The following is a 13,282-nucleotide window of genomic DNA, read 5'->3' as shown; positions in this document are numbered from 1 at the left end:
TGCATGTGGCTGACTGTGGTCAGGCTGGGCCATGAACCCATATCTTTGGCTTGCACTCTTCAGCTTTGCCATTGGCATGCTCTTCTGGGCAAAAACGCTTCGTGCACTGCCCTTGGCTACAGCCTATTCATGGACAGCCCTCACCTATGTGTTGGTCCCTTTTTGCGGAGCCCTGTTATGGCAGGAACGCCTTGCCCTGCCCTACTTTATTGGGCTGGGGTGCATTATTGCAGGGGTGTTTATTACCACAAGACCTACAAGAACGAGCAAAAGTACGTGACTCTTTTTGAAACTTCCCTTTGCCTTGTTGCCGTGTGCAGCAGCACTGCCGGGCAATTGTGCTTTAAGCAGGCAACATGCTGCAAACAGGCAGGGTACGCCTTGTTTTTTTGGGGCTTGGGGGCAGGCTGCATGCTTGCCTCTGTGCTCATAAGTGTAAAAGTACTCCAAACAGTTGCCCTCTCCGCTCTTGTTCCTTTTGCTTCTATAGTATATATATCCACACCTATGACGGCACAAATAATATTTAAAGAAAAGTTGCCTCCAAATTTTTGGTTTGGCTCTTCCCTTATTGCGTTGGGAGTAAGCCTAACCATGCTGCATTAAAGCAGCTTTTACCTTTAGCAGCCACAACTGAAAGTTAACTATCACATTGCACAGGCAACGGAACCTCTACCCCCACCACACCATGACTAACTCACTGATACACCTTAATCTCGCTTGGGGACTGGCCAAGCGTGATTTTTCCGCACGGTTTCGCGGCTCCATACTTGGTGCCTTCTGGATGATTGTAAACCCCTTGTTTACACTGGCAATATACTATTATGTTTTCTCCCTAATATTCAAGGCCCGCTGGCAGGTTCTGTTACCTTCTGGTGAGGATGCTGAGGCTCCTTCTGCCCTTGTTCTTTTTATGGGGCTTATTTGCTTCAATTTTTTTTCGGAATGCTTCAACCGTGCGCCTGGCTTAATTCGAGAAAACCCGAGTTACGTTAAAAAAATCGTATTTCCCCTTGAAATTATGCCACTTGTTTCTATAACCAGCGCGCTTTTCACAGCAACAATCAACATTTGCCTGCTGTTTCTTTTTTATGTTTTTTCCGTAGGGCTACCAAGCTGGCAAGCCTTGCTGCTGCCCTTAACGTTTTTGCCACTTGTTATTGGGTGCCTAGGGCTTGTGTACTGCCTTTCTGCGCTAGGGATATACTTACCCGACTTGAAAAGTCTTGTAGGGCCAATTTCCATGTCTTTCATGTTTTTAACGCCTATCATGTACCCCGTGAGTATTGTTCCAGATAAAATTCGCAATTATGTCTTACTTAACCCCCTAACTCATATTGTTGAACAAACACGGGCTGTTTTTTTTGCACAAACACTTCCCATGTGGACACATTGGTTGGTGCTCATGGGTGGCAGCGTGCTCTTTCTGGCTCTTTCTTTTTGGATGTTTCGTAAGTTACGCAAGGGGTTTGCTGATGTGTTGTAATGATGTGATTATTTCGGCACAGAATTTGGGCAAAAGCTACCAATTATATGACAAGCCCCACCACCGCCTTCTCCAAACCTTGCTCCGCGGAAAAAAACAGTTTTTCCGAGAGTTTTGGGCACTGCAAGGTGTTTCCTTTGAATTGCACAAAGGGGAATCTTTAGGCATTTTAGGGCGCAACGGGGCCGGGAAATCTACCTTGCTGCAGCTCCTTTCCGGTGTACTTGCACCAACCACAGGCAGCTTGCAGGTAAACGGAAGAGTTGCCGCCCTATTAGAGCTTGGAAGCGGCTTTAACCCTGAATTTACCGGACGGGAAAATGCGTACTTAAACGGTTCCATTCTTGGCCTGACCGAGGCGGAAATGGACGCCGCCATGCCTGAAATAGAGCGCTTTGCAGGCGTTGGCGATTTTTTCGACCAGCCAGTAAAGCTATATTCCAGCGGTATGATGGTGCGTGTGGCATTTGCCGTGCAAGTGCAGCTTAATCCTGATATTCTTATTGTAGATGAAGCCCTGGCTGTGGGAGACGTTCTTTTTCAAAAAAAATGTTACCAACGCATCAATGAACTTCTGGCTTCTGGAACAAGTCTTATTCTTGTTTCTCATGATGTTGAAAGTGTTCGGCTTTTTGCCCAGCAAGCTTTGTTGATAGATACAGGCAAAATGCTGTACTATGGTCAAGCAAATGATGCTATTCTGGCTTATCAGGCACTTTTAAGTGGGCTTGAGCAACAAATTGTAAGTAATGCGACTCCTACCAACATTGTGCAAAAATGCTTTTCCAACGGCAAACTCGAAATTGAAAACGTGTCTGTCGCAAAATCATCCGGTGAGGTAACATCTGTTTTTTATTCAAACGACAATTTTTTATTTACTATTAGAATACGCGCCACTGAAGACTTAGATAATCTATTCGTTGCCATTAGAATAATTAATAAACAAGGGATTAAAATTTATTCTTGGGGAACATTCAGTCAAGATGTCGCCCGTAGACATGTGAATTCAGAAGCAGAGCTCTTTTATAATTATAAATTGAAAAAAGATCATGCGCTAAATCTTATTTTTTCTGCCCCCTGCACACTTGGGCCCGATTTTTATGAACTTCAAGTGGCAACATCTTTAGTCGATCCTTTAACTCAAGACGCGCACCAGTTATCTTGGACAAATGAAGCAGCTTTTTTTGAAGTGAGACCCCTCCCCAACTACCCATTTGGAGGAGTATGCGATATGCGTATGACCGTGTCATGGCAAGAAACTCAATTGCAAAACACTGCTAAGGACTAATGGGCATGAATTTCTCTAATTTTTTCAGATCATTGTTTCAGAAATTGCCAAATAACTCTCTCCAGAATGTATGGATGGAGCAAGGGCAAAAAATTGAACTTGAATATCATATTACAAGCGAATGGCGTCGTAGTGGGGACTTTATGCCTCAAACAATGGAACTTTTTGAGGCTTTTGGCTTCAAAAAGGATGATTACAATGGAAAGACAATACTAGACCTTGGAGCGGGTAGCCAGCTAAGAACAAAGTATTTTACCGGTGCTAAAATTATTGCCCTGGAACCACTGGCCGATAAATATATAGAGGAAGTTGCATTATGCGACCTGCACCTAGCTTCTCAAGTTTTTTCTGTGCCTGCTGAAAAAACAATTGATACCATTAAAAATTCTTCAGATTTTTGTATCAGCATAAATGTTCTTGATCATTGCTATAATTTTAAAGCTATCATCGAAAATATTTACACATACCTCAAAAAAGATGGAACTGCTTTTCTTTCATTTGACTCACATGCAGGCATAACAGATCCAGCTCACCCATTATCTTTAACCCAAGAAGAATGCACACAAATATTCATAGACACCGGATTTTTTATAAAAAGAGTGACAAAAGGCTTTCCCGAGTCTTTTGCCAAGTTAATAAGCGCTCACTCATATGGGCATGGTGAGTATTGCTTAAACTTTTGGCTGTCAAAGCCATAAACATGGCCCTATTTCGAATGCAGCCAAGTGTCATTGCTCACAGGCATTGCAACAACTCAAATAGCCCGATATACATCAACTAATCCAAATAGATATTGCAAGAAATATCGGGGACAATGAATTTCGCAGACAATTTGAGTATTCCCATATCAACTTGCAAACTCCATTTGTTGTGCCGCAAACTCATTCAGGCACAGGCCCCGTATCCTAACTCATCCGCTTCAAGCGGGTGCATCTTTGTATCCTAACAATAACAGGAGAAAACACCGTGTTCCACAAACTAACCTATTTATTTACTTGTGATAACAGGAACAGAGGAATTCTACGTCTCAACTTTGATGAAGCTGCATTACTTTGGCAGGCCGTCCGAGACACAAGTGGTGATATACTGGAGGTAGGCAGGCGACATGGAGGAAGTACAATACTACTCCTAGAGGCCGCTCAAGAATCACGCAAGGTAATTAGCATAGACCTCGCTCCTGCTCACGCAAAGGAAGCAAACGACTTTTTTGCACAAGAAAAAATCGTTCCCCGGCTTTCCTTAGTGGAGGGGGATTCAAGGCAATTTTGTTCCCCACCTGTAGGCTTACTTTTTATTGACGGGGACCATTCTTTTGAGGGCTGTGCTGCCGACGTTGTGGCGCATTGGGGTCAATTGCAACGCATTTCACCAGATACCCCCTTACTTGCAGTTTTTCATGATGCCGTTCCTAATGAAGGAGCAGCGTTTCTCAATCAAATTAACCATTGCCCCGGCGTTGCCGAAGTTTGCAAACGACTTGTCGATTTTGGCTGTGCACGTGTAGTTAACGCCTCAGGAAGTATGTTAGTATTAGAAAAAACTGCAGAAATCCCCCTTAATATCTTCACAGAAACTTTTACAGAATAATCAAGCCATGCTTCCCATCACGTACAGGCGTAATTTTGCCAATCTATATACCTCAGTACAGGAAACGAAGTTGAAATATCTTCAGTTTAAGTTATCATCGGCATAGCTGCTGCTTGCTTTAAACCTAAAACACAACAATTTTGCTTATTGCATGTGCGAGTCCAGAGGATCATCAAGCACCCCATGCAATTGCCTAAATTGAGGAATAGCCAATGCCATTTATCAAAAAACTTGTTAATGACACCCTGAAATGTTGTGCCGTTGGTGAAACTATCTATTATGGTGGTTTTCCCCAAAAGGCGCTTAATGCATTTTATTCACAAGGCGTAAATATACACGCAATAGTCACCTCCCTTGAGGAACAAGCAAGTTGTCAGCAATTTTTTCCTCATGCGGTACTTGAGATAGATAATATTGAACAATCACTTGCCAACAATACGCAACAACAAGCGGACACACTTGTGGTAGATACAATACTCGACAAACTTTCTTTGGAACAACTGTCGAGTACCCTTGCTACACTTTGTCAATTAACAAAACGATACGCCGTTTTCAATGTTTCTACCTTGGAGCAAGATGACATACTGCGGAATCGCGAATGGTGGGTTGAACAATGCATTACCGCGGGTTTCCGGCGGCACCCACGCTACATGCAAGTATGCTCATATGAGGAATTAAATTATGAAAGTGAGCGCTGCACAATAATACTTGAAAAAATACCTGATGAAGTGCGAGCAAATCATCCACTGGAAAAACTGAAACAAGAACGCGACCTGCACATGGACATGCTACGTGAAGCAGGCCGCCGAAGCGATGCCCATGTGGTTCGATACCACATGGCTGCCATACACATTAGCCCTGGAGATACTGTTTTAGACTGTGCTTGCGGCCTTGGGTATGGCCCTCATGTTCTGTATAACAACAGTCCCGCGAAACAAATTATTGGGGTAGATCTTTCCCCTTCATCTATCCAGTATGCTAGCGACAATTATGGAAACAATGGCACCATAACTTTTGTACAGGGCGACGCACAAAATTTAGCTTTTTTACCTGACAATAGCGTCGATTTTATTACTAGTTTTGAAACAATTGAACACTTGCCTAATCCTGAGGCTTATCTCAAAGAACTTGCCCGTGTTCTGCGTCCCTCAGGGCGCATTATGCTGAGTGCTCCAAATGAATGGCCTATTGAAGAGGATGCAAAGCCACCCTATCACTGCCAAGTCTACACTTGGCAGAGATTTAAGCAAGAAATTGCAGAACACTTCCTGTTAGATAGAGGATTCGTCCAAACCGCAGGGGGAGGTGGGCTGCTTACAAACAACCCTCGCCTCTGGAAAGAAGTGTCAGTAGACTCCCCTTTAACCGATGATGCTGAATGGATTGCTCTTTTTGCCATGAAAAGCCCGATGCTGGGTCGCTCTGTACCCTTTGTGGAGACTGTGCACACCAACCAGCCTATATCCCCTGACTACCATGCAACAAACTATGCAGGGAGCTACATTAACCCTTGGCTAGCCAAGGGAATGACCACTTGGCCCATGTCCAACCCGGAGCAAAGAATTACACTTTCAGAACAAGTAATTAAGGAATATCCTCCTCAGTCTGCCGACTATGGGGCAGCTCTCTGCGTTACAGCATACAGACTTTTAGAAAAAGAAGTGCCCACAACAGAAGTTGAAGCATTGCTATCTGCCATTGCAGTTTACCAAGCGGAAGCAGACTCCTTGCCCCACTGTGTGCGCTGGAAAATTTCTTTACAATATGTGCAAGCTTTCCTCTTTCAAAAAATAGGAAATCTTAAGCAAGCAGAAGCATCATTTGAGGCATGCGCCCACATGAACCCGCTCGAATTTAGTAGCATGTCTGCCACAAAAGTTATCGATGCCTGCTATCATGCAGCAGTGCTGGCACTGAACCGGGGAGATACCCCCACGGCGAAACTGCGCTTGCAGCACTCAATTACAATAGGCAAACAAGTCGTTTCAGCTTCTTGGTTCAATGTTATTGGCGATGAAAAGGCACCTGTTCTTTTTGGCCTACATGACCTTACACAAACTATGGATTATCTAGTGCGCTCTGGTTATGCTTTATATCTTTTAGAGAGCTGGACCGCTCGCCCTGGCCAAGTATTACATTTCTCTAAAGGACTGTTTGAAAGGATTATCGACAATGCTCGTAGCCAAGAAAATGCCTGGAAAAATGGGTACTTCCGCATCCATAATGAGCTTTCGCTACGTGACAACATAATTACTGACCTTCAGTCACAAGTTTCTGTTTGCCAGAGCGAGAATGCGGCCCTTCAGTCACAAGTTTCTGTTTGCCAGAGCGAGAATGCGGCCCTTCAGTCACAAGTTTCTGCTTGCTACGCCGTTATTGAAGGCTATCAAAACTCAAAAAGCTGGAAAATTACAGCCCCTTTGCGGGCTTTTGTTCAATTTTTTACCCATAAAGGCAAGTAAATTAGCATGAACAACGTATCTTCTGCTCCTGTTGTGGGCATCGTTATTGTTTCCTATAACTCTGCTGATGCGGTCATGCTTACACTTAGCAGCATTGTTGCTGCTCAAACAGAAATAAAATTTCATGTTGCACTTATAGACAATGCCTCTTCAGGCCATGAGCGCAATGCAATAAAAACGGCCTTTGATCATTTTGCCAATAATAATCCCGAGTGGTCTTATTTTCAACAAGAAACAAATTTGGGGTTTTCCGGGGGCAATAACATTGGCATTTCATTTTTCCTTGAGAATCCAAGTGTTACTCACATATGCTTATTAAATGCTGATACAATTGTTACTGACCAATGGCTAGACAGACTTATTGCAAAAAATTGTCATGCCATAAGTCCTGTAACAAATAAATCAGACAGTGAACAATGCATTCCGACTAACTACACATTTGAATTGAATGAAGCCTTGGATGCAGGAAAAAACATCAAACAGCATGTTTTTACATCAATTTCGGAATTTTCTCAAAAGCGCTATAGCCTATTTGCTAATGAGGTAGCCAAAGCAGAACCAACATTCTTCTGTGTCCTCTTTACCAAAGAACTCGTACAAAAAGTTGGCTTGCTTGATACTGCTTTTTATCCAGGCGGATATGAAGATGACGACTACTGCCTACGGGCTAAATCTTGCGGATATGAACTTTATATAGCACGGGACGTTTTCATTCACCATTGGGGATCTGCCTCGTTTGCAAAGCTTGATTATAACTATTTCCAGGAATACGCTCAAAAAAACAGACAATACCTTGAGGAAAAACATTCTATTACATGGGAAATTCGACCCCACAAAGCAGTTTCTTCTTTTCGGCTTGATGTTATTTCTTTGTTAAAACGCCATAAAAATTCTACTGAAGATCGCTTATTTGAAAAAATTTTCAGAGAGCAACTAACACCTCTCATTCTTCACTTTTCATCTGAATATGAAAAGTTAATCGCCGATATTCGCTTAAATCCTTCAATTCCAGCCGCCTTGGAACCAATGTGTTTCCTTACCAGCACAAGCTCTTCACTTGATGAAAAATGGACACTTCTATTACAAAAAATTGATACTTACTTCGCCAGTGGTACGCGCTCTAATGAGCAAATTTTACAGCTTGAACAAGATTTTCAATCAATTGAAGACTTAGTTTTGCGCACAGTTAAAGCAAACCATTTGATAAACGCATGGACTTTGAAACATTCCTGCAAGCAACCCCACAAAAAACAAGGAAAAATTTCAACCATACTAATGCGAATACGCAAAGGAATTAAATGCTTATTTAAAGCAAGAGGGGTAATTTTTTTGGGTGGTTATATGTACCCAGAAAGAGAAAAAGACGGCTATTTTCAAAGAATAAATGCAATAGACGGTCTTTTTACCAATTATTTGCGCATTTATGTCGATTTCCATGCAAGGCCAAACTCTCCAGTCAGTTGGGTGTCACGACCAAATGCAGACACCATTATTTTTACTTATACTGGAACAAAACTGCATAAAATAGCTATTCACATATGCATTGGCATTTTCGCCTTACGCTTTCGAAAATTATATTTTCATAGTGTTCTCGCTATGTTAAATGGATACTTTCCATGGTTATTATACCTGCCCGGCATAAAAGGCATTATAGATGTCCATGGTGTTGTTCCTGAAGAATTCCGATACCACAACGACTTTTATAGTGCGCTTAGAACTGAAGAAAAAGAACGTTTTGCCATGCATCACGCAAAGCTTGTCGTGGTAGTTTCTGAAGCCATGGCAAAATACTTACAACAAAAATACGGGGCCTGCGTAAAGGGAGACATCATCGTACTGCCTATTTTCCCTTCGCTCCCTAGCAGCCTGGATGATAAAACGATAGACAATGAAAAACCAATAGCAATCTATGCAGGTGGTTTGCACAAATGGCAATTGGCACCTGAAATGGCTAAAGCTATATTACTACAGCCTACATTGTGCAACTACAAAATTTTCACACCACAACCAGAAGGATTTAAGAAATTATTCACTCAACCACTGCCTGATTGTTGTGAAATTGAAATTAGCAGCAAGCCACATACAGAACTTATATCAGAATACGCTCGCAGTCACTTTGGCTTTATCTTGCGGGAAGACATTGTTGTAAACCATGTTGCTTGCCCCACAAAGTTAGTAGAATATATCGGAATGGGTATTGTGCCTATCATTAAAAGCCCCTTCATTGGGGATTTTAATGATAAAGGCCTACAATATGTTGCATTAGAAGATTTTGAAAATGGGAAACTCCCAGATAATAAAACTTGGCAACATATGGTAAAGAAGAATCTGGCCATTTACAATGAAATGACCGTTCAGCGCATCGCTGCCATAGATCAGCTACGCTTACGCCTTGAAATACCTGCTGCGATTACTCAAGCTAGCACAACTGTTGCACAGCCTACTATAAAAAGCCCAGAGAGTGAGATGAAAGAATCACCACTTCTCTCCGGAATTTCAAAAATTTCCGAGCACACACCTACAGTAGCTTCCTCTCCTCAGTCAGCTTTTGTCTATTCTCTTCCCCCTTGCGATATTATCATGCAACTAGATAATATGCTTACAGGTGGCTTGGAAACGGTAGTCATTGACCTTGCCATTAGCTTACAAAAGCAAGGATATACGGTTGCTCTACTTGTATTTGGCAATACCGGAGCAGATGCTGAAAAAGCACAGGCTATGGGCCTTACCGTATGCAACATGCCTTATGGTGAACAATCCCTTCGCCTACAACTAGCGGCGGCAAAGCCCAAAGTGGTATTTGCCCACTACTCTTTTCAGGGTAGCCACATTTGTGCAGAACTGAGCATTCCTTTTTACCAGGTGGTACACAATGTGTACACATGGCTGGACGAAGAAGGAAAAACTATGTTGCAAAATACAATAGAGAATACGGCACAATTCATAGCCGTTTCCCCTGTAGTGCGTGAATTCACAGTACATGAGCTAGGCGTGCCGGAAAATAAGTGCATAACCATAGCTAATGGCATTGAAATACAAAAATTTACTCCATTGCCACCAGAACAACGAGCTGTCAAACGAAGCGCAATGGGCTATTCGGCGGACGAGTATATTTTCATCTCTGTAGCTTCAATTAACAGAATCAAACGACAGCTCACCCTTGTAAAAAGCTTTCACCTTGCTACCCTTGCTGGGGTCAAAGCTAAACTTTTAATTATTGGCCATGCATATGACACAGGCTATTTACAGGAACTATTACAATATATTGAACAAAATAAGTTGCAAGACATAGTTCAATACATAGGCCACACCCGCACGCCAGAGGAATACTATGCCATTGCAGACGCCCAACTTCATGGTGCGGCAATCGAAGGTGGGCAACTTACTTTCCTGGAGGCCTTAACGGCCAACCTTTCTGTGGTCACATCCAATGTAGGGTTTGCTCCTCTCTTTACAGGGCACCATGGTATTTATGTTGTGGAACGCAACTTTCCGTACAAACATGAATCCTTCAACAACCAACACCTCCTCAATGGTGGCCCCCAGCTTATTGCCGACTTGGCTGCATCAATAATGCAAGCCTATACAAAACGGGTACGACCGAATTTACCTCAAGAAATAACGTCATTGTTTGACCGCCAAAAAACCTATGCCGCTTATGCCAACCTTGTCCGCAGCACACTTGCAAAAGAGCAAGAATTACCCCCTGTGTTAGGCTGGTGCGATTTAATAGAAAATAAAAGCGTTACAAGCGCAAAGGAACATGTTTCCACCTGCAATGACAATCCGTATCAAGCCTTGCTCTATCTTGCGGCTCAACGGAGTGAGCAATTTGCGGAGCGAGAAAAGCAAATTTCGGAACAAGATGGCAGGTGCTCCCACCTCGCAGCAACTCTAAATGGAGTGTACAACTCAAAAAGTTGGCGCATCACGGCTCCTTTGCGACTAATAAAGCAGAGATTAAGCGAGATTAAATAACATGAAATTCCTGCACAAAAGTAAAAAATTTCTTTCTTTAGTAAGGCAACATGGGCCAATTTTTGCAATTCAGAGGCTCTTTCGCTATGTTAAAGATAATTATATTCAATCTGACATGCCGAGCCTCTCTGCTCACACACGCTATGTGCTCGATGCAGAAAAACACATTAAGCATGCAATACAAAATTTAGAAACAAGTAGCGCCGTACAGCGCATACGGGAGTTCGTCACAGATAACTGTGCAAATAGTAACCCTATTGTTATTTACCCTCTTTCCTACCCCCTTGAATTACGGCAACGCCCGGACCATATTTTTCGTGCGTTGCGCGAAAAGGGATATACTGTTGTTATTATTACAGAACATGACAAGGGAAAACCCTTCATCAAAAATCTTGAACCAAATTTAATTCTTACCAATCTGTACTTTGAATCAATTGCTTATTTTCAAAAAACAACGTCAATTTTCTATATTACATTCCCACTTTACAGATATATACACAAATTTTTGCGTAATGCTGTAGTTGTGTATGATATTCTTGATGATTTAGCTGTTTTTGATGGACAATCTCTTGATTTAGTGTCTGAACACAACAAAATGAAAGAAGAAGCAGATATTTTACTTTTTTCTTCAAAAATGTTGCTTGAAAAAAACGGCTATACAGCTTCTGAAAATGCCTTTTTGGTAACCAATGGAGTATGGGCTAAAGACTTTGTCTGCACCAGTAATGACAAAATAGCCGCACTTCCCATTACAGATACATCAAGAAAGCTCATTGGCTACCATGGTGTTGTCAGCGACCTGCTTGACTGGGAACTGCTTGACACCATAAGCAATAGCCCTACAGTGAACCTTTTGTTTATTGGTCCTGTTGCCGAATTTGCCAATGGCTTTAACGACCAGATACGCAAAAATGTTATAGCCAAGCCCAACGTGTATCACATCCCTTTTGTGGACTATTTTGAACTCAAGTACTACTTGGCACAACTTGATGCAGCCATTATTCCTTTCCTAATTAACGAAAAAACAGACCCCGTTTCGCCTCTCAAACTTTTTGAGTATATGGCATTGGGGCTTCCCGTGTTTGCAACGCCAACCAAGACATTAAGCGAATATTCCAAAGATATTATGGTGTATGACCGCACGACAATGGTTTCGGCAATTCAAACATGGGCCACAGCCCCGGCAAGCATAAACAAAAAAGACTATACAAAAATTTTGCAAACTGTTGACTGGGCAAGCCAAATGCTACCCGTCATTGCTCACTGCAATACATTATCCACCCTGAAAAAAAACCGAAAAAAAACGGTTGATTTTATCAATATCAATTTTTTTGATTGGGAAGGAGAAACTGTTTATAGAGGTGGCGCGGAACGATATATTTACGACCTTGCTTGCATCTGCCTGAAAAACAACTGGCAACCAAGAATTCTGCAAAATGCCCATACCCCCTTTTCAAGAACCTTCAAGGGCATCCCCGTGATAGGAGTTCCAATTGGTAAAACAGTTGATTTTGCAAAATTTTCAAAAAACATCCAAGAAGAATGCTCCACTGCCGACCTAGTTGTCGCCTCCCCCCTTGAAATGGCGGTTGCCAGTACACATCCCTGCGTCATTGGCATTAACCATGGTATCCACTGGGACCATGCCTATGCTCCCTCTCGGCACGAAAGAACAATCGTCTCTGCCTTAAAAAACTCCACTAGATGCATTTGTGTTGATACCAATTTCATCAACTGGGTGCGTACACAAAACGTATCACTTGCTTCCAAGTTACAGTACATTCCCAATTACTATGACGCCGATCAATTTCATCCCTTGGAAAAAGATTTTACGGGAACAATTCGTATTCTCTACCCTCGCCGCCTGTATGGGGCGAGAGGAGTTTTTATTGCCCTTGAAGCCTTCGAAGCCCTTTTGCATACCCACTCTGACATAATTTTGCACCTTGTAGGTCAGACCGATGAAAATGATACCAAAATTATACAAGCCATAATAGACAAGCACCCAGGGAAAATTATCTGGGATGAATTTGACATGGAAGATATGCATAAGGCTTACGAAACAAGCCACATTGCCCTTGTCCCCACAATACAATCAGAAGGGACTTCTCTTTCTTGCATTGAAGCAATGGCTACCAATAATGCCATTATTGCTACCAATGTAGGCGGGCTGCCAAACCTCATCATCAACGACTTCAACGGCCTTCTCATTGCCCCCACAACCGAAGAGCTCATATTTGCCATTAAGAGTTTGCTACAAGACAGAGAAAAAATGCAGCAGCTAGCCTCTAACGCCCTACAAGTTGCTCCAGCCTTTGAAAAAAAGAAGTGGGAAAAGCAATGGGAGGCACTTTTCAAAAAACACTTGCAGCCAAATGACTGAAAATGATAACGTACGGTATTTTTCGCACATTCTAAAAATGACGTAGCCCGCCAAGTCGGTTAGTTTTGGTCATCGCCAAACAACCAGCTAACCAACAA

8 protein-coding genes are annotated in these 13,282 nt (G+C 42.4%); all 8 read left to right on the top strand.

The genetic code is table 11. The features are described from left to right. Positions 1 to 31 precede the first annotated feature (31 nt). The 8 genes from G497_RS16625 (at position 32) to G497_RS16615 (ending at position 13,184) form a co-directional block, all read left to right on the top strand. Positions 32 to 280, top strand: coding sequence for an EamA family transporter (locus G497_RS16625; protein ID WP_051257817.1), 249 nt, complete (start codon positions 32 to 34; stop codon positions 278 to 280). Positions 281 to 688: 408 nt separating this feature from the next. Next, positions 689 to 1,486 (top strand): ABC transporter permease, encoded by a 798-nt coding sequence (locus G497_RS0103840; RefSeq protein WP_027187156.1) that lies wholly within the window; start codon positions 689 to 691, stop codon positions 1,484 to 1,486. Continuing rightward, a complete protein-coding gene (locus tag G497_RS0103835; protein WP_027187155.1) occupies positions 1,476 to 2,774 on the top strand; it encodes an ABC transporter ATP-binding protein in 1,299 nt (432 codons plus the stop codon). Before G497_RS0103840 ends, G497_RS0103835 begins: the two co-directional genes overlap by 11 nt. A 5-nt stretch (positions 2,775 to 2,779) precedes the next feature. Then, positions 2,780 to 3,472, top strand: coding sequence for a methyltransferase domain-containing protein (locus tag G497_RS0103830; RefSeq protein ID WP_169726966.1), 693 nt, complete (start codon positions 2,780 to 2,782; stop codon positions 3,470 to 3,472). 268 nt (positions 3,473 to 3,740) lie between these two features. After that, positions 3,741 to 4,361, top strand: coding sequence for a class I SAM-dependent methyltransferase (locus tag G497_RS0103825; RefSeq protein ID WP_027187153.1), 621 nt, complete (start codon positions 3,741 to 3,743; stop codon positions 4,359 to 4,361). A gap of 212 nt (positions 4,362 to 4,573) precedes the next feature. After that, a complete protein-coding gene (locus G497_RS18955; protein WP_051257815.1) occupies positions 4,574 to 6,823 on the top strand; it encodes a class I SAM-dependent methyltransferase in 2,250 nt (749 codons plus the stop codon). Between the two features lie 6 nt (positions 6,824 to 6,829). Beyond that, positions 6,830 to 10,801: a glycosyltransferase gene (locus G497_RS0103815; RefSeq protein ID WP_027187152.1), complete on the top strand. Its 3,972-nt coding sequence runs from the start codon at positions 6,830 to 6,832 to the stop codon at positions 10,799 to 10,801. A gap of 1 nt (position 10,802) precedes the next feature. Beyond that, positions 10,803 to 13,184 carry a glycosyltransferase gene (locus G497_RS16615; RefSeq protein WP_051257814.1) on the top strand — a complete coding sequence of 794 codons (2,382 nt, stop codon included), beginning with the start codon at positions 10,803 to 10,805 and terminating at the stop codon, positions 13,182 to 13,184. Positions 13,185 to 13,282 lie beyond the last annotated feature (98 nt).

Source organism: Desulfovibrio cuneatus DSM 11391, from assembly GCF_000430005.1.
GTDB classification, from domain to species: Bacteria; Desulfobacterota; Desulfovibrionia; order Desulfovibrionales; family Desulfovibrionaceae; genus Frigididesulfovibrio; species Frigididesulfovibrio cuneatus.
The sequence above is the reverse complement of the archived record's forward strand: the minus strand, read 5'-3'. Positions and strand labels throughout refer to the sequence as shown.